The sequence below is a fragment of the uncultured Tateyamaria sp. genome (assembly GCF_947494755.1).
Taxonomy (GTDB): domain Bacteria; phylum Pseudomonadota; class Alphaproteobacteria; order Rhodobacterales; family Rhodobacteraceae; genus Tateyamaria.
On record NZ_CANLVZ010000005.1, the window covers coordinates 23,366 to 49,289 of the forward strand.

Consider the following 25,924-nt stretch of genomic DNA (forward strand, 5'->3'; position numbering starts at 1 on the left):
CGTCGCTGCGATTTGGTTAATAAAACGTTAACTCTATCGGGGCGGCGGATTTCATCCGGAACTCGCCTATGGCGGGTGGTTTGCGTTGATAAAAGCACGCACTGCGACTAGGATGGTTCTAAAGGTCCACATTGCGAAAAAGGGTCCGGTTCGTCCTGGAAGCGGCTCCTCATTTTTTTTACCGCAGTGTATGAACCCAACCAGAAACGGAAACCGCATGGCACATATGGTCGACGCACACGTGGGCAAGCGCATTCGCCAGCGCCGATGGTTGATCGGGATGACCCAACAGAAACTGGCCGATATGGTCGGGATCAAATTCCAGCAGATCCAGAAGTACGAAACCGGTGCGAACCGCGTCAGTGCCTCGCGTCTTTGGGATATTGGCGAGGCGATGGGCGTGCCGGTCGCATTCTTTTTCGAGGGCATCAAAGAGGGTGACGCGACCTTTGAGCCGGTCAGCGGCGACGTGCCCCCCGATATGCTGAGTGACAAGGAAGCGATGGAACTGGTGCGCACCTATTATGCGATCCCCGAAAACCAACGCCGCCGCTTGTTCGAATTGGCCCGTGTTCTCAGCGACGTGGCCTGAGCACTGAGGGCTTGCGCTGTGCTGCCTGGTCTGGCACCGCAGGATCATGACTTACGACATCCATGATCTGACCGATGTGGCCCACGCGCTGGCCGATGCTGCGCGCGACGCCATCCTGCCCCATTTTCGCGCCACTGATCTTGCCGACGACAACAAGCTGGCGGATGGCTACGACCCTGTCACCATTGCCGACCGGGCCGCCGAACGGGCGATGCGTGCAGTGCTGGCCCAAAGGCGTCCGCAGGATGCCATTCTGGGTGAGGAGTTTGGGGCGCAGGACGGGACAAGCGGTCTGACATGGGTGCTCGATCCGATTGACGGCACGCGCGGGTTTGTTGCGGGTACGCCCACATGGGGTGTCCTGATCGCGGTCGGGCCAGACAGCGGCCCGGTCCTTGGACTCATCGACCAACCCTATATCGGGGAGCGGTTCGTGGGAGCGAGCGGCAAAGCGACCCTGATCGGCCCACACGATACCACATCCATCTCGACCCGCGCGCCGCGCGCTTTGAACGACGCAGTATTGTTCACGACCTTTCCCGAGGTCGGCACCGCTGCCGAGCGCACCGCCTTCGAGGCGGTGGCCGCGCAGGTCAAACTGGTCCGCTACGGTATGGATTGCTATGCATACGCGCTGATCGCCGCAGGGCAGGCGGACCTCGTGATCGAGGCGGGATTGAACAGCTATGACATTCAGGCCCCCATTGCCTTGATCGAGGCCGCAGGCGGCATCGTGACCGATTGGGAGGGCGGCCCGGTCCACAAGGGCGGGTGCGCGCTCGCGGCCGCGAATGCCGACATCCACGCCGCGGCCCTTGCGATATTGCGGGATGCGACATGAGCGAATGGCTGATCCGCCATGCGGCCCACGTGGTTACGATGGACGATGCGCGCCGTGTCCTGCGTGATTCCGATATCCGGCTGCGCGACGGCGTGATTGTCGAGATTGGCACGGACCTGGCCACCACCGGCGAGGTCGTGAACGGTGCCGGTTGCGTCGTGACGCCCGGCCTGGTCAACACCCACCACCATCTCTACCAGACAATGACGCGCGCAGTGCCTGCGGCCCAGAACGCACTGCTGTTTGGCTGGCTTCAAACGCTCTATCCGATCTGGGCGCGGTTCAGCCCTGATCACATGCACGTCTCGGCCCAGGTTGGGTTGGCCGAACTGGCTCTGTCGGGCTGCACGCTGACTTCTGATCACCTCTATCTCTATCCCAATGGCGCGCGGCTGGATGACAGCATTGCGGCGGCGGCTGAGGTGGGTCTCCGGTTTCACCCCACACGCGGCGCGATGAGCATTGGGCAAAGCGCGGGCGGTCTGCCCCCCGACACGCTGGTCGAGAATGAGGCGGCGATCCTTGAGGATTGTATCCGCGTCATCGACACCTTTCACGACGCGGACCCGGGATCAATGTGTCGCGTGGGTGTTGCGCCCTGTTCTCCCTTTTCGGTCAGCCGCGAGCTGATGCGGGACGCCGCAATACTGGCGCGCGACAAAGGCGTTATGATGCACACGCATCTGGCCGAAAATGACGAAGACATCGCATATTCACTGGATCAGTTCGGCTGCCGCCCGGGCCAATATGCGCAGGATCTGGGCTGGGTCGGACCGGACGTGTGGCACGCCCATTGTGTGAAATTGGATGCGTCCGAGATTGCGCTTTTTGCCGAAACCGGCACGGGTGTGGCCCATTGCCCCTGTTCGAATTGCCGCCTTGGATCGGGCATCGCGCCTGTGCGTGCGATGCGGGATGAGGGTGTGCCAGTTGGCCTTGGCGTTGATGGGTCAGCCAGCAATGATGCGGGCAATCTGGTGGCCGAGGCGCGTCAGGCAATGTTGCTGCAACGGGTCGCGCGCGGGGCGGATGCCATGTCAGCCCATGAGGCGCTCGAGATTGCGACACGCTGTGGGGCCGACGTGCTGGGGCGGCCCGATTGCGGGCGCATCGCGGTGGGCAAGCGGGCTGATCTGGCGATCTGGGATGTGTCCGGCGTGGCCTCTGCGGGCAGTTGGGACGCGGCGGCGCTGCTGCTGGCAGGGCCGACCACGGTGCGCGACTTGTTTGTCGAGGGACGGCAGATCGTGCGCGATGGGCATATGGTAACTTTGGATCTGGGGGCCGTTGTTGCGCGGCAAAATGCGTTGGCGCGAACATTGAGCGAGGACATGTGATGCGGTTTTTGGCATTGGTCTTAGTGATGGTTCTGGGGGCAAGTGCGGGCCATGCCGATCCCGCTGTGCTTGCAGCGGTGAACGCCGAGCGGGCCGCCAAAGGGCGCAGCGCCCTCGCCTATGACGCGCAACTTGAGGCGGCAGCCGCCGCACATGCGCAGGACATGGCGCGGGCGGGGTTCTTTTCGCATACAGGCTCGGACGGGTCCGACATCAGCGTGCGCCTGCAACGGGTCGGATATCCGTTCTGTTTTGGAGCCGAGAATATCGCGGCAGGGCAACGCTCGCTCAACGAGGTGATGGCGGCCTGGATGGGCTCACCCGGGCACCGCAAGAACATCCTGCACCGCAAGGCCGAAGAGGTTGGATTGGCGCAGGGGCCCGGCAATCACTGGGTGATGGTGTTGGGCACGCGTTGCTAGCTTTGCCGCAGGCAGCGCCCGGCAACCCATGTCTGGGCCACGGCGCGATCATCGCCCATCATGATGGTGGGAAAGACCGCATCCCAAATCGCCCCCGCCTCGCGCGCGCGCTGCGCGATTGCGGGGGTTGAGGCCAGGTCAAGCACGCAGATATCGGCCATCATACCCGGCGCAAGCGTCCCGATCTCATCCGATCGGTGCAGCACGGCTGCCGATCCGGCTGTGGCAGCCCACAAAAGCTGGCTGGCGTGAATGGCCTCGCCCCGCAGCTGCGCAATTTCGTACGCGGCAGCCATGGTGCGGAGCATGGAAAAGGACGAACCGCCCCCGGTATCGGTGGCCAGACCGACGGCCTGACCCGCGCGGCTGAGCCCCATGACGTCGCACAGACCTGATCCGATGAACGCATTCGACGTGGGGCAATGAGCAAGGCCCGCGCCCACATCGCGCAGACGGTCAATCTCTCGCGGTTCGAGGTGGATGGCATGGCCATAAACGCCGCGCGCGCCCAGCAAACCATACGCCTCATAGGTGTCGAGATAATCGCGCGCTTCGGGATACAAACCCTGAACCCAGTCGATTTCGTCCACCTGTTCGCTCAGATGGGTCTGCATCAGCACACCTGGATGCTCGGCCCATAATGCACCAAGGGCCGCCAACTGATCCGGGGTCGAGGTGGGCGAAAACCGCGGTGTGATCGCATAGCGGGCGCGGCCCTTGCGATCCCAGTGTTCCAGCAGCGCCTTGCTGTCGTCATAGGCGCTTTGGGCCGTGTCACGCAGACCCTCGGGCGCATTGCGATCCATGCATGTCTTGCCCGCTACCACGGCCATATTGCGCGCCGCACTCGCCTCAAACAGCGCATCCACGCTAGCGGGGTGGATGGTGCAGAAGCTGGCCACGCTGGTGGTGCCGTGATCCAGCGCGAGGTCCAGATAACGCGCGGCAATCTCTGCAGCATAGGCCGGATCGCCAAATCGCATCTCTTCGGGGAAGGTGTAGGTGTTGAGCCAGTCAATCAGCCGCTTGCCCCAGGAGGCGATGATCGCGGTCTGGGGATAATGCACATGTGCGTCGACAAAGCCGGGGCAGATCAGCCGCCCGGTGTGATCGTGATGCACGACGTCTGGGCCGCTCACGCGGGCGTCCTCGCCGATGGCTGCGATCTGGCCGTTCTCGATCAGAATGGCGCTGTTTTCGGCGATATGGACGGCGTCGGCCCAGGGCTGCGCCAGCGGGTTGCCCGCGTACTGCAGCACATGGCCGGTCAAAAGATGGCGTGATGTCATGGGCGTGATTATGGCCGTGCGCGGGGCGGGGCGCAAAGCGAAAGTCGCGCCGCGCGCTTTGCGCAGATGCGGGGCATTGTCAGCGAGTTGGGCGCACCCTATGGTCTGGGCGACACCACCTTTCATCACGGGGACCGGCGCGCCATGGCAGAGCAGATTGACGCAACAGAGCCCGGTGAGGCGGGGGGCGATGACAACGCCTATGTGCTTGAGCGCAAAGACGTATCTGCGATCCTTTATGCGGTTGATATTGAAGATCGCGACCAGCTGACCAAGCTGATGGAGCCGTTGCACGCGGCGGATATTGCCGACCTGCTCGAACAGATCAACGCCTTTGATCGCTCGCGTCTGATCCGGCTCTATGATCGCGAATTTGACGGCGAAATCCTGACCGAACTGGACGAGTCGATCCGCGAAGAGGTCATCGGCGTTCTGAAACCGACCGTGCTTGCCGACGCGGTGCGCGAGCTTGACAGTGATGACGTGGTCGACCTGATTGAGGATCTGGACGACGCGCAACAAGAGGTGATCCTCGAAGCGCTGGAAGAGGGCGACCGCGCCCTTGTCGAGCAGTCGATGAGCTTCCCCGAGTACTCGGCGGGCCGCTTGATGCAGCGCGAGGTCGTGATGGCCCCCGAACACTGGACGGTAGGCGAGGCCATTGACCGGTTGCGCAGCGCAGACGAGGACGAGTTGCCGGGCCAGTTCTATCATATCGTGCTGGTCGATCCGCGTCTGCATCCCGTCGGAAATGTGACCCTTGGCAAGTTGATGCGCTCACGCCGTGAGGTGCGCCTTGTGGACCTGCTGGAAGAGACGTTTCGCGTGATCCCAGCCAGCCAGGACGAAAGCGATGTGGCCTACGCGTTCAACCAGTATCACCTGATTTCGGCCCCCGTTGTGGATGATGAGGGCCGTCTGATCGGTCTGATCACCATTGATGACGCGATGGCTGTGCTGGATGAGGAACACGAAGAGGACATTCTGCGCCTGGCTGGTGTGGGCGAGGAATCCGCCTTGTCCGACAATGTGCGCGAAACGACGCGCCAGCGCCTTCCGTGGTTGGCGGTGAACCTGGTGACCTCGATTTTGGCGTCCCTGGTGATTGCGCAGTTCGAAATGGCCATTGCGCAGATCGTGGCGCTGGCTGTGCTGATGCCTATTGTGGCGTCCATGGGCGGCAATGCGGGGACCCAATCGCTGACGGTGGCGGTGCGTGCGCTTGCCACCAAGGATTTGACCGGTGCCAATGTGTGGCGCGTCATTCGCCGTGAGGTGCTTGTGGGGCTGATCAACGGCGTCGTCTTTGCCGTCGTGATGGGGGTTGTGGGCGTGATCTGGTTCGGCTCGCCCGCCCTTGGTTATGTGATTGCGGCGGCCATGGTCGTGAATATGGTGGTGGCCGGTTTGGCGGGCACCGTGATCCCGGTGGTGTTGGATCGGTTGGGGGTGGACCCGGCGCTTGCCTCGGGTGCGTTTGTGACCACGGTGACGGATGTGGTTGGTTTCTTTGCCTTTTTGGGCCTGGCCGCGCTGGTGTTGTTGTGACGGGCCGTCGGGCGGACGCTGTTTGTGCCTTGCACAAAGACGCCCCGCCCACCGACCCATGGGGTGCGCGTGCATGGATGTGACGGGCGAAAAGGCCGAGGTGCGCAAGGTCGCGCTGGCGCTGCGCAAGGCTGCCTTTGATCTGGATGGGGGCGGGGCGTCGGGCGTCCTGTCGTCGGTCCTTGCGGGGTATCGCGGTGTTCCGCTGGCGGGCTATATGCCCATCCGGTCCGAGATTGATCCCTTGCCTGCGATGGCCGAAGCGGCGGCTCATGGCCCTGTCTCTGTCCCGGTGATCGAGGCGGCGGGCGCGCCATTGCGCTTTTCACGGTGGGAGCCGGAGGGGCCGATGCGTGCAGGCCCCTTTGGGGCGTCGGTGCCTGTCGTTGATGACTTCTTTGACCCGGAGATTGTGATTGTGCCGCTGGTCGGCTTCACCCGCGCGGGCGCGCGTTTGGGATATGGCGGTGGTTTTTATGATCGCACCCTTGCGCAGTTGCGCGCGCGGCGGGCGACCTTGGCGATAGGCTTTGCTTACGGCGTGCAGTGTTTGGAGGCTCTGCCCTTGGAACCGACCGATCAAACGCTCGATATGATTGTGACCGAGCGGGATATTATTGACGTGACAGGGGGCTCCGCCCCCCGGCCATAGGCCGTCCCCCGAGGTATTTTTGGCGAAAGGAAAGCCGCATCCCTTTCGCCGTTTTTGATCCGCCTAGTGGTCGTGGGCGCTGTGGTCGGTCTTGATTTTGAGCCCCGGCGCAGGGCCATTAAGGTCATGGGGATCCTGACCGGCGGCGGGGATTGTCATCCATTCGGCCGTGCCGTTTGCGCAGGTTTGCAATGTGGGGAAAAAGACCATGTCCCCCTCGCTCCAGTCTCCGGCGAGTTTGGCGCGGAACGTGAACTCGTCGTAGTGCGCGTCGTCTAATGATCCTTCCCATGTCAGGGTTTTCACGCCTTCGGTGAGGGTATCACCGTAGTGGTCGTAGCTTTGGTCGTAGGTGCCGGTAGTGCTGGTCAGTGTCCAACCGGGTTTGGGCATGGGTTTCACCGCGATGACCCCTTCGGGGATGTGGATGTCGACGCGCAAGGTCGCCTCGCCGTCGCAGCCGTGGCCGATGCGCATGACGCCTTTATAGGTGCTGCCAGCGACAGCGCTTTGGGTTTCGAGTGTAGCGTGGGCCAATGCGCCCGTCGCGCCGAGGGCCAGTGCGGTAGATATAACGATGGGTTTCATGGGGTTTCCTTTGCCATGGGGCCCGGGTGCGACTGGTCAGCCCTGTTGCGGCACCCGGGAGGCGCAAAGGGGTCAGAGTATCATTTCGGAGGCCAAGGTCGGCGGCGCGCGTCCGCGTGAGGGCAAATCCTCGGGATCCTGCCGTGATGCCAGTTGGGAGGCATCGATCCGCGCCGCAGCGTGGTTGCGGGCCAGGCGCACCCAGTGGGGATCAAAGCTGTGCGCGTGCACGGGGGTCGCATCGGCGACACAGTCCAGCCCGTGAATTTCGACGTCCTCGACCGGTGCGCCGGTGTGACTAAGCGCGATCACGGCAATCTCGGAGCCGGTGCAGATCACGATCATCTGAAAGCTGCCGGGCAGGATCACAGCCAGCGTCGCACTTGCCTTGGGCAGCAGCGTGCCGAGGCAGAGCAGCAAAATGATCGCGCGACGCAGCATTTCACCAGCTAAGGCCGATCGTGGTGGCATCCCAAGGGGGCAGGCTGCCGCAGGTGTGTTTTTGCTTGCCGCGCGCCCGGAACGGGGCATATGGGGCTGGTATGAAGATATTGTTTTTGGGCGACGTGATGGGCCGGGCGGGCCGCCAGGCGATTGCGGCGCGCTTGCCGCAGATGCGCACGGATTGGGACCTCGATTTTGTGGTGGTCAATGGCGAGAATGCGACGGCTGGCATGGGCCTGTCGGGCGCACATGCCAAGGGGCTCTTTGAAGCGGGTGCGGATTGCGTCACCCTTGGCGATCACGCGTTCGATCAGAAGGATATGTTGCAGGTCTGTGAGGCTGAACCCCGCATCGTCCGCCCCCTCAACTTCTCCAAAGCCTCGCCCGGCAAAGGGGCGCGCCTGTTCACGGCGCGGGGGGGCAAGAAAGTGATTGTCGCCCAAGCCCTTGGTCAGGTGTTCATGAAGCGGCCCTTTGACGATCCGTTTTCGGCGCTTGAAACGGTGTTCCGCGCCCACCCCCTTGGCGGGCAGGCGGATGCGATCATCGTGGATTTCCATTGCGAGGCGACGTCGGAGAAGATGGCGATGGGCCATTGGTGTGACGGGCGGGCCAGCCTGATGGTGGGCACGCACACCCATGTGCCCACGTCCGATGCGATGATCCTGCCCAAGGGCTGCGCCTACCTCAGCGATGCGGGCATGTGCGGTGATTACAACTCAGTCATCGGAATGCAGCGCGATGAACCGCTGCGCCGCTTCATCACGGGCATGCCCAAGGACCGCTTTACCCCTGCCTTGGGCGAGGCAACCCTGTCGGGCGTCTATGTCGAGACCGATGCCAGTGGCAAAGCCACCCGGATCGAGATGGTGCGCCAAGGCGGGTTGTTGCAGCAAAGCGGCCCATGACCCGGCGCGAGATCTGGTTTTACGGCAGTGCTCTGGCGCTGTTCGGCGTGGGCTGGGGCCTTACCATGCCGCTGACCAAGATTGCGGTCAGCGAAGGATACGGGCATTTTGGCCTGATTTTCTGGCAACTGGCGATTGGGGTCATCGTGATGTCGACCATTGCGTTGGTCACGCGCAAGCGTCTGCCGATGGGGCGTGCGCAACTGCGTGTTTATGTGGTCATCGCGTTGATCGGGTCGGTCTTGCCCAATTCGGCGAGCTATCAGGCGGCGGTGCATTTGCCGTCAGGGGTGATGTCGCTGCTGTTGTCGATGATCCCGATCTTTGCGTTTCCGATTGCGCTGCTGCTGGCGCTGGACCGGTTCGAATGGCGCCGCTTTGGCGGGTTGGTCGCGGGGTTGGTGGCGGTGATGCTGCTGGTCTTGCCGGGCGCTGATATGTCAGGTGCGATCCCGGTGATGTGGGTGCTGATCGGCTTGGTGTCGGGGCTGTTTTACGCCTGCGAAGGCAATGTAGTGGCCAAGTGGGGGACCGCTGGGCTTGATCCGATACAGGTCTTGTGGGGTGCGTCGATCGTGGGCGCGGTGATCACCTTTCCACTGGCGCTTGGGTCCGGACAGTGGATCGACCCGCGCCCACCCTACGGTGCGCCGGATATCGCGCAGATCATCAGCTCGGTGCTGCATGTGCTCGTCTATGCGGGGTATGTGTGGCTGGTTGGGCGCGCCGGGCCCGTCTTTGCGGTGCAGATCAGCTATCTTGTAACCCTGTTTGGCATTTTCTGGGCGTGGCTGATCCTGGGCGAAGCCTATCCCCCCGTGATCTGGGGTGCTTTGGGCCTGATGTTGCTGGGCATGTACCTGGTGCAACCGCGCAAAGCACCGCTTGATGCGGGCGCGGCGATGGGGGAAACTGATCCGACGCACTGAGGGAGACGAAGTGGCACATGGGTCTGATTGAGCTATCGCAGACAGGCTATGCCATTTTGACGCTGACCGTGGTGGGCCTCATGTTCATCCTGTTTTTGCGCGAAAGTTTCCCGACCGAGGTTGTGGCGATCACGGGCGTGGGGGTCATGCTCGCCTCGGGTGCGTTGCCGTACGAGGACGCGCTGGCGGTTTTGTCCAACCCGGCACCTTGGACCATCGCGGCGATGTTCATCATCATGGGGGCGCTGGTACGCACGGGCGCGCTGGATGCATTCACGGCCATGGCCGACAAAAGGGCGCGGACCAATCCGGTGATTGCCATCGCGCTGTTGCTGAGCTTCGTCATTTTCAGCTCGGCCATCGTGTCCAACACGCCGGTGGTCGTGGTGATGATCCCCGTCTTTATCCAACTGGCCAAAACCATGGGGCTGGCCCCATCCAAGATGTTGATTCCGCTCAGCTATGCGGCGATCCTTGGGGGCACGTTGACGTTGATCGGGACCTCGACCAACCTGTTGGTGGATGGGGTTGCGCGGGCGCAGGGGCTGGCACCGTTCACCATCTTTGAGGTCACGCCACTGGGTATCATTCTGGTGATCTGGGGCATGATTTATCTTCGGTTTTTCGGGCCGATGTTGCTGCCGGATCGCGACAGCATGGCAAGCCTGCTCAGTGACCGCAGCCGGATGAAATTCTTTACCGAAGCCGTCATCCCGCCGGAGTCCAACCTGATTGGGCGCGAGGTGCAGGGCGTGCAACTGTTCAAGCGAGACGGCGTGCGCCTGATCGACCTCATTCGTGGCGATCAGTCCTTGCGGCGCAATCTGGAGGGGGTCGAATTGCAGGTTGGCGACCGTGTGGTACTGCGCACGCAGATGACCGAATTGCTGAGTCTGCAAAGCAACAAGGAACTCAAGCGGCTGGATCAGGTGGGCGCGGTCGAGACGACCACCGTTGAGGTTTTGATTACGCCGGGCTGCAAGATGATCGGGCGGTCGCTCGGCGCCCTGCGCCTGCGTCGGCGCTACGGGGTCTATCCGCTGGCGGTGCATCGGCGGAATACGAATATCGGGCGGCAACTAGATGAATTGGTTGTCAAAGTCGGCGACACGCTGTTGCTGGAAGGCGCGCCCGAGGACATTCAGCGCCTTGCCAATGACATGGACATGGTGGACGTCTCCCAACCCTCGCAGCGCGCGTTCCGCCGCAGTCACGCACCCATCGTTTTGACGGTCCTGATCGGCCTTGTGGTGTTCGCTGCGCTTGGCGTTGCCCCGATTTTCATGCTGTCGATTTTTGCGGTGGCCATCGTGCTGGTGACCCGCTGCATTGACGCGGACGAGGCGTTTTCCTTTGTGGATGGCCGCCTGCTTGCCCTGATCTTTGCGATGCTTGGGATCGGTGCCGCGCTTGAGGCATCCGGGGCCGTTGCGCTGATCGTGGATGCGCTCGCGCCGGGGTTGGCCATGCTGCCCCCGTTCCTGATCGTGTGGGCGATTTACCTGCTGACCTCTGTTCTGACCGAGCTAGTCAGCAACAATGCGGTTGCCGTGGTGGTCACGCCCATTGCGATTGGGCTGGCAAGTGCCATGGGGATCGACCCGCGCCCGCTTGTCGTGGCGGTGATGGTGGCGGCCTCGGCCTCGTTCGCGACGCCCATCGGCTATCAGACCAACATGCTGGTCTACGGCCCCGGCGGATACAAATTCACCGATTTCATGCGTGTGGGCATTCCGCTGAATCTGAGCGTGGGCCTGCTCGCCTCAGCGGTCATTCCATTCATCTGGCCGCTTTAGCAGACCGTCAAGGGGCGGATCGGGTCACTGGTGCGCCGAGAGACCGCGATGAATTCGCTTGGGTTTCCGTCATCGCCAAAGATCGCCTGCACCGTCACGTCCCACCGGGCGGAGGCACCCTTGGCCGTAGGGCATTCGGCAATGAAATGCGCAGTCTTGCCGTTTCGGGCCTGTACGATGGACTGTTCGATCAGCGCACTTGCATCCGAAGGCCACAGCGCGCTCCACCTTTGACCATAAACTTGGGAAAAATCATCAATTTCCATCGCGCACATGCCGTTCTGGCTCATGTAGGCGACGGTGCCATCGGGTCTGAGCAGTTTGACGCAATCGGCTGTGCAGGCCATCATCGCGGCCTCGCGTTCCGTATCCTCATACCCAAGCGCGCGCATCGCATCTGCATCACGCACGGGCCGTTCCAATTCCTGAGTTATTGTCATCACACCTCCAACCGGGCCTGACATATGCCCGAACTGGCACCACTTTCACCTTATGTTCCTTAACAAAGGATTGACGCCGTTGGCGTCACAGTGGTTTTCAGCCGAGGTACGCTCAGGCAATCGCGTCCGAGCGTCCTGCGTTTCGGCCGGAAAAGATGCATCCGCCCAGAAACGTCCCCTCAAGCGCGTTGTAGCCGTGATAGCCACCTCCGCCGAAACCTGCGACCTCTCCGGCGGCAAACAAGCCCGGTACCGTCGCCCCATCGGCCGCAATCATCTGGCTGTCGAGGTTGGTTTGCAGCCCGCCAAGAGTTTTGCGGGTGAGGATATGCAGTTTGACAGCGATCAGAGGGCCGTTGGCCGGGTCGAGGAATTTGTGCGGCTTGGCGGTGCGGATCAGCCGGTCGCCTCGATAGTTGCGTGCGGCATGGATCGCCATGATTTGCGCGTCCTTGGAGAACGGATTGTCGACCTGGGCGTCGCGCGCCTCGATCTGGGGGCGCAGCTTGGCCTCGGTGATCAGGTTGCCGCCTGCCACCTGGTTCATGCCGTTGACGAGGGCTGTGAGATCATTGGCGACCACAAAGTCCTCGCCCCGCTCCTTGAACGCCTCGACGGGGGCTGTCGCCTTAGAACCCGACAGAATGCGTTGGCGGATGACCTCGCTCCACTTTTTCGAGGTGAAATCCGGGTTCTGTTCGGAGCCTGACAGCGCAAACTCTTTCTTGATGATCTTCTGGGTCAGCACGAACCAACTATAGTCATAGCCCGTCTTCAGGATCTCGCGCAGGGTCCCCATACTGTCAAAACCGGGCAGGGCAGGCGGTGCGAAGCGGTTGCCGGTGGCGTCAAACCACATCGAGGAGGGGCCTGGCAGGATGCGGATGCCGTGGGCGGGCCAGATCGGATCCCAGTTCTTGACCCCTTCGGTGTAGTGCCACATCCGGTCGCCGTTGATGACATGACCGCCTGCGGTTTCGGATATACCGATCATGCGCCCGTCCACATGGGCCGGCACGCCCGCAACCATGTCCTTGGGCGCGGGGCCAAGGCGGTCGGTGGGCCAGACCTTGCGCACCATCTCGAAATTGCCGCCGATGCCACCCGAGGTCACGATGACCGACGGCGCGCGCAAGCTGAAGCCCCGCACCGGATCGCGGTTGGTCTTTTGGCCGCGCTCGGCGGTGTCTTCGGCCAGCACCGTGCCGCTGATTCCTTTGGCCGCGCCATTTTCCATGTCGATCCGGTCGACCTGATGGCGGAATTGGAAGGTAATGAGCCCGGCTTTTTCATGCTCCAGACAGCGGCGCACGAATTGTTCGATTATGCCCGGGCCAGTGCCCCATGTGATGTGAAAGCGCGGCACCGAATTGCCGTGCCCATCGGCAAAGCCGCCGCCGCGTTCAGCCCAGCCCACGACCGGGAACCAGCGATGGCCCATCGCGTGCAGCCAAGGCCGCATCTCTCCGGCGGCGAAATCCAGATAGGCTTCGGCCCATTTGCGCGGCCATGCGTCCTCGTCCCGGTCAAACTGTGCGCTGCCCATCCAATCGTTCAACGCCAACTGGCGGCTGTCGCGGATGCCCATGCGGCGCTGTTCGGGCGTATCGATCATGAACAGGCCCCCAAGGCTCCAGAACGCCTGACCGCCGATGAAACTGCGCGGTTCCTGATCGACCACGATCACCTGTTTGCCGCGATCCCCGAGTTCGGCGGCAGCGGCGAGGCCTGCAAGGCCCGATCCGATGATGATGGCGTCAGCACTGTCCATGGGCCTGATCCTTTAGCGGCTGCGATAGAAGGCAAGGAATGGGAGCGCGACCAAATACATCGTGATCCCGTAGACGGCGGCGGGCAGGGCCATCGCGCTGAACCCTTCGCTTTGCCCTGAGATCAGGGCGGCCAGCGTGATCCCGAGGGTCGCGTTCTGGATGCCCGCCTCGATCGAGACAGTTTTGGATTGGTGCCAGCCAAGGGCGGCGGTGCGCGCAAGCCCGAAACCGATCAGCAGCAGTGCGACGTTCAGGACGATCAGCGCCGGGCCAAGCGTGCCCAGATTCTCGATGAACGTGTCCCAGTTGCCGATCAGCGCTGCAATGACGATCAGGATGAACAATAGCGTCGCCAGTCGGGTCAGAAAGGAGTCGACGGCGGTCGCGAAACCGGGCGCAAAATGGCGGATCGTGACACCGATCAGCACAGGCAGGGTGGTGATCAGAAACATCGCAATGGCAAGGGACGTCACGGACACATCGGGCGCGGCATCGCCCATGAAATGAACCACGGCCCAAGCCGCGAGTACCGGCACGGTGAGGATGCTGAGCAGGCTGATGACAGCCGTAAGGGAAACGGACAGCGCCACGTCGCCGCGTGCCAGCCGGGACACCATGTTCGAGGTCACGCCACCGGGGCAAAAGCTGAGCAGCATGAAGCCGACCGCGAGTTCCGTGCCAAAGCCAAAGGCCAGAACGATGATATAGGTGACAATGGGCAGCAATATGACCTGCGCCACTGCGCCGATGGCAAAGGCCTTGGGTTGGCGCAACACGCGCGCAAAGTCGCCAAGTGTCAGCCCGATGCCAAGGCTCAGCATGATGATCGCCAGCGACAGCGGCAGCACCACGTTGATCAATGTGTCCATATGTTTGTCTCCCTGCGGGTCAGGTTACGCATGACGCGCAGGGGCGCGCAATGTTTACGCGCCGGCAGGGCGCAAGGTCAGAGCGGCCAGAACACGAGGATCGCGGGAATGGACACGGCGATCACGATGACCTCAAGCGGCAGACCCATGCGCCAATAGTCGCCAAAGTGGTAGCCGCCGGGGCCAAGGATCAGCGTGTTGTTCTTGTGTCCGATGGGCGTCAGGAAGGCCGAAGACGCCGCGACGGCCACAGCCATCAGGAACGGGTCGGGCGAGACGTCGAGCGAGCGTGCCATCTGGATGCCGACTGGTGCGGCCACAATCGTGGTCGCCGTATTGTTCAGCACATCCGACAGCGACATGGTCACCACCATCAGAACGGTCAGAACCGCCCATGCGGGCATGCCTTGTGTAAGGGTGATCAGCCAGCCTGCGATCAACTCGGTGCCCCCGGAGGTTTCAAGTGCTGCGCCGAGCGGGATCATGGAACCAAGCAGAACCACAACGGGCCATTCGATATGGGTGTAAAGCTCGGACAGGGGTACGATGCGCGTGAGCACATAGGCGATGACCACAAGCCCCAAGGCGATCGGTAGGTATAGCAGGCCAACGCTGGCCCCCAGAACCGCTGCGCCAAAAAGGCCAATGGCCATCCACACCTTGCTGTCCTCCGTCACGGCGAGGCCACGGCTTTCCAGCGGCAGGCAGCCCAGCCATTGGGTCACGTCCGCGCCCGTGTCGCGCGGCACAAGCAGCAACAGGATGTCCCCCGTCTGAATCTCGGTCTTGCGGATCTGGTTGGTGATGCGCACGCCGCGCCGCGACAGGCCCAACAGAACGGTGTTGCGCCGCCAGGCCAGCCCGACCATTTGCGCGGTGCGGCCCACAAGGCGGCTGTTTTCGGTCACCACGACCTCAATGATCTCGACGCCTTCACCGGCGGCGTTGAGTTTTTCCTCGCGTTCGGCATCGGCAACGGCCAAGCCGGTGGCGGCGCGGAATTCGTCCAGCGCATCGGGCGCGGCTTCGATGATCAGCGCATCGCCTGCTTTGAGTTCCGAGCTGCGCGCGCGGCCATAGCGCCGCTTGCCCTCGCGCAAGAGGCCCACGATGGCAACATCTGCCTTGTCGGCGTCCTCTTCCAACTCTCCGAGCCGCTTGCCGATATGTTTGCTGTCCTCGGGCACGACGAGTTCGGCGACATAGCTGGCCAGTTCTTCGAGTTCCGCGCAGGCATCCTCGCGCGCGGGGATCATGCGCCAGCCGACCAGCGCGACAAAGATCAGCCCCGCAACCGCCGCGACCCCGCCGACAGGGGCAAAGTCGAACATGCGGAAAGGTTCCCCCAACGCATCCTCGCGGATCGTGGCGATGATGATATTGGGGGGTGTGCCGATCAGCGTGACCATGCCTCCAAGGATCGTCGCGAAGCTGAGCGGCATGAGGCTGAGGCCCGGGCTGCGCCCTGCCTTGCGCGCGGTTTGCACATCCACAGGCATGAGCAGGGCAAGGGCGGCCACGTTGTTCATGAAGGCCGAGAGCACGCCCCCGATGGCCCCCATGAGCGCGATATGCCCGCCGAGGGCGCGGCTGGAATCCACCAGCGTGCGGGTGATCAGGAAAACGGCGCCCGAGCGCACCAGCCCCGCCGAGACCACAAGCACCAGGGCCACGACCAATGTGGCCGGATGTCCAAAGCCCGAGAACGCGTCCGCACTGGGCACGACCCCGAGCACGACGCCGATCATCAGTGCCGAGAAGGCCACGATATCATAACGGAACTTGCCCCAGAGCAGCATCCCAAAGACGGTGCCAAACAGGGTGAAGAGGATAATCTGATCTATTGTCATGGCCGCACCCTAGGGAGGCGGTGCCGGGCGTGCCAGTTGTTTTTTGCTTGTCGTGAGGGGACTTGGCCATGATCCGAAGGGCGCTGGCGCGACACGATGTTTCAGGGGGTGCTGCCCCCGTCGCTGGCGCGACTCCCCCGCGGTATTTTTGGTCAAAAGAAGCTTTGGGTTCAGAGCGGTGGGATGGTGCGATCTGGTGGTTCGGTCCAGTTCACATGAGGGCCTGTGGGGATGATGCCGAGTGGGTTGCGCAATTCTGAGGGGGAGAAGTAGCCTGCTTTGTAGATGTCGGGTTTGACGGTCTTTGCGATGCCCGGCACTGTATAAAGCGCGCGGGCGTAGTCCCAGAGATTGGGGTAGTCCGACAGCTTCTTGAGGTTGCATTTGAAAGCGTAGTGATAGGCCACGTCAAAGCGGGCGAGCGTGGGGAACAGTCTGAGATCAGCCTCGGTGAGGGTGTCGCCCACAAGTGTGGTGCGGGTTTTGAGGTGGTCTTCGATCTCGTCAAGTGCTGCAAAGAGGTCCGTTACAGCGCTGTCATAGGCCTCTTGGCTGCGTGCGAAGCCGGCGCGGTAGACGCCGTTGTTGATGCGGGAATGGATAAGGGTGTTCCAGCCGTCGATCTCTGCCTCGTGCGCTTTGGGGACCAGTCGGCGGGCGGGGTCAAAGGCGAGGGCCAGCATCCGAGTGATGTCCGCACTTTCGTTCGACACGATCTGTTCGGTGTCCTTGTCCCACAGGACCGGCACCGTGATCCGGCCCGTGTAGCCCGGGGTTTGACGGGCATAGACCTCGTGCACCGCATGTGCGCTCAGTTCGGGGTCGCTATAGGCCCCGCTTGTGTCAAACACCCAGCCTTGGTCGGTGCGGCGGGGTTTCGCGATGCTGATCGAGACGGCCTCGGTGAGGTTCAGCACCGCGCGCGCCAACAGTGTACGGTGCGCCCATGGGCAGTTCCACGCAACAAAGAGGTGGTAGCGGCCAGCTTGGGGCAAGTAGGAACCATCTGTCGTGATCCAGTTGCGCAGGGTGCTTTTGGCCCGTTCATAGGCCCCGCTGGCATCCGTATTCGGAGCCGGGTCATTGACGTCATAGGTTCCATTGATCATCACGCCCATGTGCTGCTGTCGCCTTTCGCTTTTGTGCGCAGATTAACGGCATCGTCGCGATTGGCGACGCGCATCTGCCCTGCATGTCCGCACAGGGCGGGCTTGCCCCGGCCCGCGCCCTTGCCCTATAGCATCGCGGAACGCATTTTCGACATATACCGCGACGGCGGAAGACAGGAGGCAGCGATGGCAGGCCACTCAAAATGGGCAAACATCCAGCACCGCAAAGGCCGGCAGGACAAGATCCGCGCCAAGTTGTTCTCAAAAATGTCCAAGGAAATCACCGTGGCCGCCAAGATGGGCGACCCGGACCCCGAAAAGAACCCGCGCCTGCGCCTTGCGGTGAAAGAGGCCAAGTCAAATTCCGTCCCGAAGGACGTCATCGATCGCGCCATCAAGAAGTCGCAGGCCGGGGACGGGGATGATTACGAGGAGATCCGCTATGAGGGCTATGGCCCCAATGGCGTGGCGGTGATTGTCGAGGCGATGACGGACAATCGCAATCGCACCGCTTCGACCGTGCGCTCCACTTTCACCAAGAACGGCGGCAATCTGGGTGAGACCGGCAGCGTGGGCTTCATGTTTGATCGCAAGGGGGCCGTCAGCTATCCGGCGGAGGTCGGCGATGCCGATACCGTCATGATGGCAGCCATTGAGGCGGGGGCCGAGGATGTGGAGTCGAGCGAGGACGGCCATGTGATCTGGTGTGCGGACACCGACCTCAATGAGGTGTCCAACGCGCTTGAGGCGGAACTGGGCGAGTCGGAATCGACCAAGCTGATCTGGCGGCCCACCACCACCACCGAGATGGACCTTGAGGGCATGCAAAAGCTGATGAAACTGGTGGACGCGCTGGAAGATGATGATGACGTGCAACTGGTCACGACCAATTTTGAGGCCAGCGACGAGGTGATGGCGCAGCTTGACGAGAGTTAAGTCGCCAGCCGGGGAAAGAGGCCCGTTCACCAGACGGTAGGGGCGTTATTCGGGGGCGCTTTTGCTCAGGGGGTGTTGCGCCCGCCCGTGCGGCTTCCCCAACGGTATTTCTGGTCAAAAGAACATTGGGTTGCTTGCGGGCCTGCACCTGAAACGCAAAACGCCGCACTGTTTCCAGCGGCGGCGCATCATCCATCCAGAAAAGTGGGGCGTTCCTTAAAAAAACAGTTGGCGGGCAACCTGGCTCCAGCTGGATCCGGCCACGGCGTGCGGGGCAGGGGTCTGGCGGCGCAACCGGCGCATCAGGCCCTTGAGATCGTTAAGCCGCGTGCGTGCAGCACTGCCTCCGGCCCGGCTTTGGACAGATAGAATCTTTTCCTGCGTTTGCAGGGCCGCTTCGATCAGCTCAAGATCCTGCTTGGTCAGGTCCACCGAATGTGTGTCGTCAAGCATCTTCATGCTTCCTCATTATACGAGCCCATCATATGGGGGCTATGGGGTAATACGCCAATCATCAAAGATCAGATCAGCGTGATACCCCCGTTACTTGTCAATTTCTGGCCACAGGCTCGATCTTGCCCAGATCTGATTTGGCCAGAGGGGTGGTCTTTCAGATAGATGGGGGGGGCTCAACCCGATTGCGCTGTTTATTTGTGCAACCCTGCTGTGCAAAAAACGTATAGCTTGGCACGCCTTGCCGCCCGGTCTTCATCCATCTAGTCAGGGTTCTGGTGTTTTTGGAGGCGTCTTTGTGACCAGTTTCGTTCCCGGGTTCCTTTTGTCGTTGTCGTTGATTTTGGCAATCGGGGCGCAGAATGCGTTTGTGCTGCGCCAGGGGCTGCGCCGGAGCCATGTGTTCTGGGTGTGCCTGACCTGTGCGGTCTGCGACGCACTGCTGATCGCGGCAGGGGTGGCCGGTTTTGGTGCGCTGTCCGAGGCGTTGCCGTGGTTTGAGCCTGTGATGCGCTATGGCGGGGCTGCGTTTCTGATGTGGTATGGCTGGCAAAACGCCCGTTCGGCCTGGCGCGGCACCTCGGCGCTGGATGCGGGCGGGCAGGAGACCCAAAGCCTGCGCGCGGCTGTTGGAACCGTCTTGGCGCTGACCTGGCTGAACCCGCACGTCTATCTGGATACGGTGGTTCTGATCGGTTCGATCTCGTCGCAATATCCCGATCGCCTGATGTTCGGGATCGGCGCGACCCTGGCCAGTTTCGTATTCTTTTTCGCGCTTGGATACGGCGCGCGCCTGCTTGCGCCTCTGTTCGCCAACCCGCGCGCGTGGCGGGTGCTGGATGCGATCATCGCGCTGACCATGTGGGCCATTGCATTGAAACTGCTGTTTTTGTGACCTTGCGTGCGCACGGGCTTTGCGCCTTGATGGCGCCATGACCGCCTCCCCCTCACGCCCGATGCTCGGCATCTTCTGGATGCTTGTCACCGGCTTGTGTTTCGTGGCCGTCACGGCATTGGTCAAATACATGGGTCCGCGCGTGCCCCCGGCCGAAGCGGCGTTCTTGCGCTATGTCCTCGGCCTTGTGTTCCTGCTGCCGATGCTGCCTGCGGTGCGTGCCGCCCATCTGACAGGTCGCCAGTGGGGGCTCTTTACCTTGCGCGGTCTGTTCCACTCGGGCGGTGTTATCCTGTGGTTTTACGCCATGACCCGCATCCCCATCGCTGAGGTCACGGCGATGAACTACCTCGCGCCCGTCTATGTCAGCATCGGTGCGGCGCTGTTTCTGGGCGAACGTCTTGCGATGCGCCGAATTGCGGCCATTCTGGTGGCGTTGATCGGCACTGCTGTCATCCTGCGCCCTGGCTTTCGAGAGGTCGAACCGGGGCATCTCGCGATGCTGTTCTGCGCGGTGACCTTTGCGGGGTCCTACCTGCTGGCCAAGATCATGGCGGACGAGGTGAAACCGGCGGTCGTTGTCGCCATGCTTTCGATCTTCGTGACGGCGGGGCTGGCCCCGTTCGCGGCGACCGATTGGGTGACCCCCAGTTGGAACGATCTTGGATTGCTGTTCGCGGTCGCCTGTTTCGCGACCGCAGGGCACTATACGATGACGCTCGCCTTTGCGGCAGCACCGGTGACGGTGACCCAACCGATCACGTTCCTGCAACTCGTCTGGGCGGTCCTGCTCGGGGCCGTGTTCTTTGCAGAACCCGTTGATATCTGGGTTATTTTGGGCGGCACGCTGATCCTCAGCGCGGTCACATTCATCACGTGGCGCGAACATGTGCTCAAGCGCCGCCCGATCACGCCGGTGAGCCCGGCCACCAAGCTCTAGCTTTTTGTTGATTGACGGATCAATAAAAAACCCACAAATTGCGCGTCAGTCTGGTCGCAGGGGGCATCAATGCCAAAAGTGGGAATGGAACCGATCCGCCGCGCGGCATTGGTAGAGGCGACGATCGCCGAAATCGGAGCCGCCGGGTCGCTGGATATCACCGTCGGGCAGATTGCCAAACGCGCTGGCATGTCGAGCGCGCTGGCGCACCATTATTTCGGCGGCAAGGATCAGATATTTCTGGCCGCCATGCGCCAGATCCTGAGCGATTTCGGGGCCGAGGTGGTCGCAGGTCTGCGGCGGGCACCAACGCCGCTTGCCCGGGCCGAAGCACTGATCACGGCCAGTTTCGCGCCCTCCTGCTTTGCGCCCGCCACGATCAGCGCCTGGATGACGCTTTATGCCCAAGCCGCCACGCATCCCGAAACCCGCCGTCTGCTGACCCTCTATCAACGCCGTCTGCGCGCAAATCTGACCCATGCGCTGCGCCCGCTCAGTCGCACACCCGATACCGATGCCGAGATGCTCGGGGCCCTGATCGACGGGCTCTATCTGCGTGCCGCGCTCGCCCCCGACACCATTCTGGCCGATGCCAAGACCACCGCGCTGCGCGCCCTCGACACCTTGATCGGACAGCCCACATGAGCCAGCCCAACATCCTCATCTTCATGGTTGATCAGTTGAACGGTACGCTGTTTCCCGATGGCCCCGCCGACTGGTTACACGCGCCCAACCTCAAGAAACTGGCCGCCCGTTCGACCCGCTTTGCCAATTGCTACACCGCCTCGCCATTGTGCGCGCCGGGGCGTGCGGCATTCATGTCCGGGCAACTGCCGAGCGCGACCGGCGTCTATGACAACGCCGCCGAGTTCGCCTCCTCCATCCCGACCTACGCCCACCACCTGCGCCGCGCAGGCTATCAGACCTGCCTTGCGGGCAAGATGCACTTTGTCGGCCCCGACCAGCTTCACGGGTTCGAGGAACGGCTGACCACCGACATCTATCCGCCTGACTTTGGCTGGACGCCGGACTATCGCAAACCGGGTGAGCGCATTGATTGGTGGTATCACAATATGGGCTCGGTGACCGGTTCGGGTGTGGCCGAGATTTCGAACCAGATGGAGTATGACGACGAGGTCGCCTATCACGCGACCCGCAAGATTTACGATCTGGGGCGGGGGCACGATGCGCGGCCCTGGTGTCTGACCGTCAGCTTCACCCATCCGCACGACCCTTACGTGGCGCGCAAGAAATACTGGGACCTCTATGAGGATTGTGAGCACCTGATGCCCGAGGTTGGCCCGATCCGGTATGAGGATCAGGACCCCCATTCCCAACGCATTCTGGACGCCAACGACCGCGACAACTTCAATATCACAGACGAAGATATCCGCCGCTCGCGCCGCGCCTATTTCGCCAACATCTCCTATCTCGACGACAAGATCGGCGAGGTGATGGAGGCGCTGGAAGGCACCCGGCAAGAGGCGATCATCCTGTTCGTCTCGGACCACGGCGACATGCTCGGGGCGCGCGGTTTGTGGTTCAAGATGTCCTTTTTCGAAGGTTCCGCGCGGGTGCCGATGATGATCTGTGCGCCCTCGATGACACCCGGCCGCGTCACCGACCCGGTCAGCAATATCGACGTCTGCCCGACGCTGTGTGATCTGGCAGGCGTGGATATGTCCGAGGTCAGCCCATGGACCACGGGTCAGTCGGTCGTGCCACAAGGGCAGGGGGTCGAACGCACCGAACCCGTTGCCATGGAATACGCCGCCGAAGGCTCCTATGCGCCCATGGTGTCGCTGCGCTATGGGAAGTGGAAGTACAACCGCTGCGCGCTCGATCCCGACCAGCTCTTTGATCTCGAGGCGGACCCGCACGAACTCACCAACCTCGCCGACGTCCCCGCCCATCAGGGCACGCTCAGCCAATTGCAGGCCAAGGCCGACGCCCGTTGGGACCTCGACAGCTTTGACGCGGCTGTACGCGCGAGCCAGGCGCGGCGGTGGGTTGTTTACGAGGCCCTGCGCGAGGGCGGCTATTTCCCTTGGGACTACCAGCCGTTGCAAAAAGCGTCCGAACGCTACATGCGCAACCACATGGACCTCAACGTGCTTGAGGAAAATCAGCGCTTCCCCCGAGGCGAATAGCTCTCTTTCATTGTTCCGATAAATATGCCCGCCGGAGGCACCATGACCTATCCAACCCAACCCACCGCCAGCCATTTCATCAACGGTCGATATGTCGAGGACAGGGATGGCGCGCCCATCGACGTGATCTACCCCGCCACCGGTGAAGTGATCGGGCAGGTCCATTCCGCAACGCCCGTGATCATCGACCAAGCGCTGGATGCGGCACGCAGCGCGCAAGCCGCATGGGCCGCGATGACGGGCACCGAACGGGGCCGTATCCTGCGCCGGGCCGCGGACATCATGCGCGAACGGAACCACGACCTGTCGGTGCTCGAAACCTACGACACGGGCAAACCCTATCAGGAAACCAGCGTCGTCGATGCGACCTCGGGGGCTGACGCGCTCGAGTATTTCGGCGGGATGGCCGCGACGCTCACAGGTGAGCATATCCAACTGGGCGAAGACTGGGTCTACACCCGCCGCGAACCGCTTGGCGTCTGCGTCGGGATCGGTGCGTGGAACTACCCAACCCAGATCGCAAGCTGGAAAGGCGCGCCCGCGCTGGCCTGTGGCAATACGATGGTGTTCAAACCATCAGAAACCACACCGCTCTGCGCGCTCAAAGTCGCGGAAATCCTGCACGAAGCAGGCGCACCTGCCGGGGTCTATAACGTGGTGCAGGGCTTGGGCGATGTGGGGGCTGCACTCGTGTCGGACGGTCGTGTCGACAAGGTCTCACTGACCGGATCGGTGCCCACGGGGCGCAAGGTTTACGCCGCGGCGGCTGCGGGCATCAAGCATGTCACCATGGAACTGGGTGGCAAGTCCCCGATGATCGTGTTCGACGATGCGGATGTGGAAAATGCGGTTTCGGGCGCGATCCTCGGCAACTTCTATTCCTCAGGTCAGGTCTGTTCCAATGGCACGCGCGTCTTCGTCCACAAGACCATCAAAGAGGCGTTCCTGTCCCGCCTCTCCGAACGCCTTGCCACCGCCGTGATCGGGGATCCGCAAGACCCCGACACCTCCTTCGGCCCCATGGTCAGCGAACGACAGATGGGTATCGTCATGGACTACATCGCCAAAGGGCAGGATGAAGGCGCGCGGCTGGTCTATGGCGGCAAGCGTCTGGACAAGAACGGTTTTTACCTCGAACCGACCGTATTCGCCGACGTCACCGACGATATGACCATCGCACGCGAGGAAATCTTCGGCCCGGTCATGGCCGTCCTTGATTTCGAGGACGAGGATGACGTCATGGCCCGCGCCAACGACACCGAATTCGGGCTTGCCGCGGGCGTCTTCACCCGCGATCTGGCCCGCGCCCACCGGGTGGCAGCCCGGTTCGAGGCGGGGACCTGCTATATCAACACTTACAATGACGCCCCAGTCGAGGCCCCCTTTGGCGGGTCCAAACAATCGGGCGTGGGCCGCGAGAACTCCAAAGCGGCCATCGAACACTACAGCCAACTCAAATCCGTCTACGTCCGCATGGGCGATCTCGAAGCGCCGTTCTGATGGAGGCCGATTACGTGATCGTCGGCGCGGGCAGCGCCGGGTGTGCCGTGGCCTACCGCCTCGCCGAGGCAGGCAAATCCGTGCTCGCGATCGAGCATGGCGGCAGCGATGCGGGCCCCTTCATCCAGATGCCGGGCGCGCTGTCCTATCCGATGAATATGGCGCGCTATGACTGGGGTTACAAAACCGAACCGGAACCGCATCTGAACAACCGCCGACTGGCCTGTCCGCGCGGCAAGGTGATCGGCGGCTCATCCTCGATCAACGGCATGGTCTATGTGCGCGGGCACGCTATGGATTTCGACCATTGGGCCGACAGCGGCGCGCGCGGTTGGGCCTATGCCGACGTGCTGCCCTACTACAAACGCATGGAAAACTGGGACGATGCTGGCCACGGCGGCGACCCTGCCTGGCGTGGCACAGATGGGCCGATGCATGTGCGGCGCGGACCGCGCGACAACCCGCTGTTTTCGGCCTTTGTCGCTGCAGGGCAGCAGGCAGGCTACGAAGTGACGGACGACTATAACGGGCACCAGCAGGAAGGCTTCGGCCCGATGGAGCAGACGGTGCACAAGGGCACCCGCTGGTCCGCCGCGAACGCCTATCTGCGCCCCGCGCTGAAGCGGCCCAATTGCGACCTGATGCGCGGGCTGGTCGAACGGGTGTTGATCGAAGACGGGCGCGCAACAGGTGTCATCCTGCAGGGCGGCCAGATTGTGCGGGCACGGGCCGAAGTGATCCTTGCGGCATCCTCCATCAACTCGCCCAAGATCCTGATGCTGTCGGGGATCGGCCCTGCCGCGCATCTGGGCGAACATGGCATCGACGTGATCGCGGACCGCCCCGGCGTGGGCGCAAACCTGCAGGACCATCTCGAGATGTATATCCAGATGGCCTCCAAACAGCCGATCACCTTGTATAAACACTGGAATCTGATCTCCAAGGCGATGATCGGGGCGCAATGGCTGTTCACCCGCACTGGTCTCGGGGCCTCCAACCAGTTTGAAAGTGCGGCGTTCATCCGCAGCAAGGCGGGCGTGCCCTATCCCGATATCCAGTACCATTTTCTGCCCATTGCGGTGCGCTATGACGGGCAGGCGGCGGCAGAAGGGCACGGCTTTCAGGCGCACACGGGTCCGATGCGCTCTCCTTCGCGCGGGGCGGTCACGTTGCGCTCGGCCAACCCCGCTGATGACCCCGTGATCCGGTTCAACTACATGAGCACAGAGCAGGATTGGGAGGACTTCCGCACCTGCATCCGGCTCACCCGCGAGATTTTCGCGCAGGACGCCTTTGCACCCTTTGTTAAGCATGAAATCCAACCCGGGCCGGCCTATCAGAGCGACGATGAGCTTGATGAGGTGATCCGCGAACACGTTGAAAGCGCCTATCACCCCTGCGGCACATGCCGGATGGGTGCGACCGATGATCCGATGTCAGTGGTAGACCCCGAAGGGCGCGTGATCGGCGTAAGTGCCCTGCGGGTCGTGGATAGTTCGGTTTTTCCGCGCATCACGAATGGCAACCTCAACGCCCCTTCGATCATGACGGGCGAGAAGATGAGCGACCATATTCTGGGCCGCGATCCGCTCGCCCGCAGCAATGATGCACCTTGGATACACCCCGCCTGGGCAACAACGCAGCGTTAAGCATTCCGCAAGAAG

25 protein-coding genes are annotated in these 25,924 nt (G+C 62.3%); 16 read left to right on the forward strand and 9 right to left on the reverse strand.

What is annotated here, in order from left to right; all coding sequences use genetic code 11:
• The first annotated feature begins 217 nt into the window (after positions 1-217).
• Genes Q0908_RS07490 through Q0908_RS07505 form a run of 4 tightly spaced genes read left to right on the forward strand, consistent with a single transcriptional unit; the run spans position 218 to position 3,192 of the window.
• Entirely contained in the window at positions 218-592 is a 375-nt protein-coding gene (locus tag Q0908_RS07490; protein WP_299282471.1) for a helix-turn-helix transcriptional regulator, read from the forward strand.
• Between the two features lie 46 nt (positions 593-638).
• Entirely contained in the window at positions 639-1,433 is a 795-nt protein-coding gene (gene hisN / locus Q0908_RS07495; protein WP_299282473.1) for a histidinol-phosphatase, read from the forward strand.
• Positions 1,430-2,770: an 8-oxoguanine deaminase gene (locus Q0908_RS07500; protein WP_299282476.1), complete on the forward strand. Its 1,341-nt coding sequence runs from the start codon at positions 1,430-1,432 to the stop codon at positions 2,768-2,770. Before hisN ends, Q0908_RS07500 begins: the two co-directional genes overlap by 4 nt.
• A complete protein-coding gene (locus Q0908_RS07505) occupies positions 2,770-3,192 on the forward strand; it encodes a CAP domain-containing protein (RefSeq protein WP_299282478.1) in 423 nt (140 codons plus the stop codon). The genes Q0908_RS07500 and Q0908_RS07505 overlap by 1 nt, the downstream gene beginning before the upstream one ends.
• On the opposite strand, the gene guaD is transcribed toward Q0908_RS07505, so the two are convergent.
• Positions 3,189-4,481, reverse strand: coding sequence for a guanine deaminase (guaD, locus tag Q0908_RS07510; RefSeq protein WP_299282479.1), 1,293 nt, complete (start codon positions 4,479-4,481; stop codon positions 3,189-3,191). The genes Q0908_RS07505 and guaD overlap by 4 nt on opposite strands.
• A gap of 144 nt (positions 4,482-4,625) precedes the next feature.
• On the opposite strand from guaD, the gene mgtE reads away from it, so the two are divergent.
• Both mgtE and Q0908_RS07520 read left to right on the forward strand, forming a co-directional pair.
• A complete protein-coding gene (mgtE, locus tag Q0908_RS07515) occupies positions 4,626-6,029 on the forward strand; it encodes a magnesium transporter (RefSeq protein WP_299283144.1) in 1,404 nt (467 codons plus the stop codon).
• 73 nt (positions 6,030-6,102) lie between these two features.
• Positions 6,103-6,681 carry a 5-formyltetrahydrofolate cyclo-ligase gene (locus Q0908_RS07520; RefSeq protein WP_299282480.1) on the forward strand — a complete coding sequence of 193 codons (579 nt, stop codon included), beginning with the start codon at positions 6,103-6,105 and terminating at the stop codon, positions 6,679-6,681.
• 63 nt (positions 6,682-6,744) lie between these two features.
• On the opposite strand, the gene Q0908_RS07525 is transcribed toward Q0908_RS07520, so the two are convergent.
• Both Q0908_RS07525 and Q0908_RS07530 read right to left on the reverse strand, forming a co-directional pair.
• Positions 6,745-7,269, reverse strand: a complete 525-nt coding sequence (locus tag Q0908_RS07525) for a YcnI family protein (protein ID WP_299282481.1) — start codon at positions 7,267-7,269, stop codon at positions 6,745-6,747.
• Between the two features lie 72 nt (positions 7,270-7,341).
• Positions 7,342-7,710 carry a hypothetical protein gene (locus tag Q0908_RS07530; RefSeq protein ID WP_299282483.1) on the reverse strand — a complete coding sequence of 123 codons (369 nt, stop codon included), beginning with the start codon at positions 7,708-7,710 and terminating at the stop codon, positions 7,342-7,344.
• Positions 7,711-7,811: 101 nt separating this feature from the next.
• Here Q0908_RS07530 and Q0908_RS07535 point away from each other — a divergent pair, with 101 nt between their 5' ends.
• From Q0908_RS07535 to Q0908_RS07545, 3 genes are read left to right on the forward strand one after another with little or no spacing between them, the layout of a single operon-like run.
• Positions 7,812-8,621 carry a TIGR00282 family metallophosphoesterase gene (locus tag Q0908_RS07535; protein ID WP_299282485.1) on the forward strand — a complete coding sequence of 270 codons (810 nt, stop codon included), beginning with the start codon at positions 7,812-7,814 and terminating at the stop codon, positions 8,619-8,621.
• Positions 8,618-9,550 carry a DMT family transporter gene (locus Q0908_RS07540; protein WP_299282486.1) on the forward strand — a complete coding sequence of 311 codons (933 nt, stop codon included), beginning with the start codon at positions 8,618-8,620 and terminating at the stop codon, positions 9,548-9,550. Before Q0908_RS07535 ends, Q0908_RS07540 begins: the two co-directional genes overlap by 4 nt.
• Positions 9,551-9,567: 17 nt before the next feature.
• On the forward strand, positions 9,568-11,346 hold the full coding sequence (locus tag Q0908_RS07545) for an SLC13 family permease (RefSeq protein ID WP_299282489.1): 1,779 nt from the start codon (positions 9,568-9,570) through the stop codon (positions 11,344-11,346).
• On the opposite strand, the gene Q0908_RS07550 is transcribed toward Q0908_RS07545, so the two are convergent.
• From Q0908_RS07550 to Q0908_RS07570, 5 genes are all read right to left on the reverse strand, one after another.
• A complete protein-coding gene (locus tag Q0908_RS07550; protein WP_299282492.1) occupies positions 11,343-11,786 on the reverse strand; it encodes a PAS domain-containing protein in 444 nt (147 codons plus the stop codon). The two genes, Q0908_RS07545 and Q0908_RS07550, sit on opposite strands and share 4 nt — an antisense overlap.
• A 112-nt stretch (positions 11,787-11,898) precedes the next feature.
• On the reverse strand, positions 11,899-13,557 hold the full coding sequence (locus Q0908_RS07555) for an FAD-binding dehydrogenase (RefSeq protein WP_299282495.1): 1,659 nt from the start codon (positions 13,555-13,557) through the stop codon (positions 11,899-11,901).
• Positions 13,558-13,569: 12 nt separating this feature from the next.
• Positions 13,570-14,427 carry a bile acid:sodium symporter family protein gene (locus Q0908_RS07560; RefSeq protein ID WP_299282498.1) on the reverse strand — a complete coding sequence of 286 codons (858 nt, stop codon included), beginning with the start codon at positions 14,425-14,427 and terminating at the stop codon, positions 13,570-13,572.
• Between the two features lie 77 nt (positions 14,428-14,504).
• On the reverse strand, positions 14,505-16,277 hold the full coding sequence (locus Q0908_RS07565) for an SLC13 family permease (RefSeq protein ID WP_299282501.1): 1,773 nt from the start codon (positions 16,275-16,277) through the stop codon (positions 14,505-14,507).
• Between the two features lie 170 nt (positions 16,278-16,447).
• The gene (locus Q0908_RS07570) at positions 16,448-17,395 is read right to left on the reverse strand and encodes a glutathione S-transferase C-terminal domain-containing protein (RefSeq protein ID WP_299282503.1); all 948 of its coding nucleotides are present in this window, start codon (positions 17,393-17,395) and stop codon (positions 16,448-16,450) included.
• A gap of 177 nt (positions 17,396-17,572) precedes the next feature.
• Between Q0908_RS07570 and Q0908_RS07575 the strand changes: the two genes are divergently transcribed.
• Complete coding sequence (locus Q0908_RS07575; protein ID WP_299282506.1) at positions 17,573-18,322, forward strand: YebC/PmpR family DNA-binding transcriptional regulator; 750 nt, start codon at positions 17,573-17,575, stop codon at positions 18,320-18,322.
• A 216-nt stretch (positions 18,323-18,538) separates the two neighbouring features.
• On the opposite strand, the gene Q0908_RS07580 is transcribed toward Q0908_RS07575, so the two are convergent.
• Positions 18,539-18,781 (reverse strand): hypothetical protein, encoded by a 243-nt coding sequence (locus tag Q0908_RS07580; protein WP_299282509.1) that lies wholly within the window; start codon positions 18,779-18,781, stop codon positions 18,539-18,541.
• 292 nt (positions 18,782-19,073) lie between these two features.
• Between Q0908_RS07580 and Q0908_RS07585 the strand changes: the two genes are divergently transcribed.
• The 6 genes from Q0908_RS07585 to betA all read left to right on the forward strand — a co-directional run bounded on the left by Q0908_RS07585 (position 19,074) and on the right by betA (position 25,909).
• Positions 19,074-19,670, forward strand: a complete 597-nt coding sequence (locus Q0908_RS07585) for a LysE/ArgO family amino acid transporter (RefSeq protein ID WP_299282511.1) — start codon at positions 19,074-19,076, stop codon at positions 19,668-19,670.
• A 37-nt stretch (positions 19,671-19,707) separates the two neighbouring features.
• A complete protein-coding gene (locus tag Q0908_RS07590; RefSeq protein WP_299282513.1) occupies positions 19,708-20,610 on the forward strand; it encodes a DMT family transporter in 903 nt (300 codons plus the stop codon).
• A 69-nt stretch (positions 20,611-20,679) separates the two neighbouring features.
• Positions 20,680-21,255 carry a transcriptional regulator BetI gene (gene betI / locus Q0908_RS07595; RefSeq protein ID WP_299282516.1) on the forward strand — a complete coding sequence of 192 codons (576 nt, stop codon included), beginning with the start codon at positions 20,680-20,682 and terminating at the stop codon, positions 21,253-21,255.
• Entirely contained in the window at positions 21,252-22,760 is a 1,509-nt protein-coding gene (gene betC / locus Q0908_RS07600; protein ID WP_299282519.1) for a choline-sulfatase, read from the forward strand. Before betI ends, betC begins: the two co-directional genes overlap by 4 nt.
• A gap of 42 nt (positions 22,761-22,802) precedes the next feature.
• Complete coding sequence (gene betB, locus Q0908_RS07605; RefSeq protein ID WP_299282522.1) at positions 22,803-24,260, forward strand: betaine-aldehyde dehydrogenase; 1,458 nt, start codon at positions 22,803-22,805, stop codon at positions 24,258-24,260.
• Entirely contained in the window at positions 24,260-25,909 is a 1,650-nt protein-coding gene (gene betA / locus Q0908_RS07610; protein WP_299282525.1) for a choline dehydrogenase, read from the forward strand. The genes betB and betA overlap by 1 nt, the downstream gene beginning before the upstream one ends.
• Positions 25,910-25,924 lie beyond the last annotated feature (15 nt).

What these genes read in the sequence shown, in the direction of transcription:
- Q0908_RS07525 (WP_299282481.1), bottom strand. Translation starts at nt 7,269, where the DNA reads ATGAAACCCATCGTTATATCTACCGCACTGGCCCTCGGCGCGACGGGC.
- Q0908_RS07500 (WP_299282476.1), top strand. Translation starts at nt 1,430, where the DNA reads ATGAGCGAATGGCTGATCCGCCATGCGGCCCACGTGGTTACGATGGAC.
- betB (WP_299282522.1), top strand. Translation starts at nt 22,803, where the DNA reads ATGACCTATCCAACCCAACCCACCGCCAGCCATTTCATCAACGGTCGA.
- mgtE (WP_299283144.1), top strand. Translation starts at nt 4,626, where the DNA reads ATGGCAGAGCAGATTGACGCAACAGAGCCCGGTGAGGCGGGGGGCGAT.
- Q0908_RS07560 (WP_299282498.1), bottom strand. Translation starts at nt 14,427, where the DNA reads ATGGACACATTGATCAACGTGGTGCTGCCGCTGTCGCTGGCGATCATC.
- betA (WP_299282525.1), top strand. Translation starts at nt 24,260, where the DNA reads ATGGAGGCCGATTACGTGATCGTCGGCGCGGGCAGCGCCGGGTGTGCC.
- Q0908_RS07555 (WP_299282495.1), bottom strand. Translation starts at nt 13,557, where the DNA reads ATGGACAGTGCTGACGCCATCATCATCGGATCGGGCCTTGCAGGCCTC.
- guaD (WP_299282479.1), bottom strand. Translation starts at nt 4,481, where the DNA reads ATGACATCACGCCATCTTTTGACCGGCCATGTGCTGCAGTACGCGGGC.
- Q0908_RS07490 (WP_299282471.1), top strand. Translation starts at nt 218, where the DNA reads ATGGCACATATGGTCGACGCACACGTGGGCAAGCGCATTCGCCAGCGC.
- Q0908_RS07580 (WP_299282509.1), bottom strand. Translation starts at nt 18,781, where the DNA reads ATGAAGATGCTTGACGACACACATTCGGTGGACCTGACCAAGCAGGAT.
- Q0908_RS07570 (WP_299282503.1), bottom strand. Translation starts at nt 17,395, where the DNA reads ATGGGCGTGATGATCAATGGAACCTATGACGTCAATGACCCGGCTCCG.
- Q0908_RS07575 (WP_299282506.1), top strand. Translation starts at nt 17,573, where the DNA reads ATGGCAGGCCACTCAAAATGGGCAAACATCCAGCACCGCAAAGGCCGG.
- Q0908_RS07505 (WP_299282478.1), top strand. Translation starts at nt 2,770, where the DNA reads ATGCGGTTTTTGGCATTGGTCTTAGTGATGGTTCTGGGGGCAAGTGCG.
- betI (WP_299282516.1), top strand. Translation starts at nt 20,680, where the DNA reads ATGCCAAAAGTGGGAATGGAACCGATCCGCCGCGCGGCATTGGTAGAG.
- Q0908_RS07520 (WP_299282480.1), top strand. Translation starts at nt 6,103, where the DNA reads ATGGATGTGACGGGCGAAAAGGCCGAGGTGCGCAAGGTCGCGCTGGCG.
- Q0908_RS07550 (WP_299282492.1), bottom strand. Translation starts at nt 11,786, where the DNA reads ATGACAATAACTCAGGAATTGGAACGGCCCGTGCGTGATGCAGATGCG.
- Q0908_RS07590 (WP_299282513.1), top strand. Translation starts at nt 19,708, where the DNA reads ATGACCGCCTCCCCCTCACGCCCGATGCTCGGCATCTTCTGGATGCTT.
- Q0908_RS07530 (WP_299282483.1), bottom strand. Translation starts at nt 7,710, where the DNA reads ATGCTGCGTCGCGCGATCATTTTGCTGCTCTGCCTCGGCACGCTGCTG.
- Q0908_RS07535 (WP_299282485.1), top strand. Translation starts at nt 7,812, where the DNA reads ATGAAGATATTGTTTTTGGGCGACGTGATGGGCCGGGCGGGCCGCCAG.
- Q0908_RS07545 (WP_299282489.1), top strand. Translation starts at nt 9,568, where the DNA reads ATGGGTCTGATTGAGCTATCGCAGACAGGCTATGCCATTTTGACGCTG.
- betC (WP_299282519.1), top strand. Translation starts at nt 21,252, where the DNA reads ATGAGCCAGCCCAACATCCTCATCTTCATGGTTGATCAGTTGAACGGT.
- Q0908_RS07540 (WP_299282486.1), top strand. Translation starts at nt 8,618, where the DNA reads ATGACCCGGCGCGAGATCTGGTTTTACGGCAGTGCTCTGGCGCTGTTC.
- hisN (WP_299282473.1), top strand. Translation starts at nt 639, where the DNA reads ATGACTTACGACATCCATGATCTGACCGATGTGGCCCACGCGCTGGCC.
- Q0908_RS07565 (WP_299282501.1), bottom strand. Translation starts at nt 16,277, where the DNA reads ATGACAATAGATCAGATTATCCTCTTCACCCTGTTTGGCACCGTCTTT.